The sequence below is a fragment of the Lacinutrix cladophorae genome (assembly GCF_053604645.1).
In genome coordinates this window covers 1-232 of record NZ_JBSHNR010000084.1, presented here as the reverse complement: position 1 = coordinate 232, position 232 = coordinate 1, and the positions used below count along the sequence as shown (strand labels likewise).

General features: G+C 40.5%; 1 protein-coding gene. It reads right to left on the bottom strand.

The genetic code is table 11. From position 1 onward, the window contains the following. The coding region (locus tag ACVC3Y_RS03505; RefSeq protein ID WP_452226124.1) for a hypothetical protein at positions 1 to 232 on the bottom strand (232 nt) is incomplete at both ends.

Here is a 232-nt window from a genome sequence, read left to right as displayed (position 1 = left end):
GAATACAACTCCTGTTAATTCTGCAGTTATTGGTTCATAACCGTCATCGGTTGTTGCTGTTTCAACTCCTTCTAATACGGTTACTGTTTCAGGATCTGAAGTTCCTGTTGTTAAAGTACCACTTACATCTGCTGGTAATGTAGTCTCATCTACATCTACTTCTGCATCTCCTATTGGAATGTCTGTTGCTGTCCATGATCCATCCGTTCCTGTTGTTACTGTTGTTTCGTCT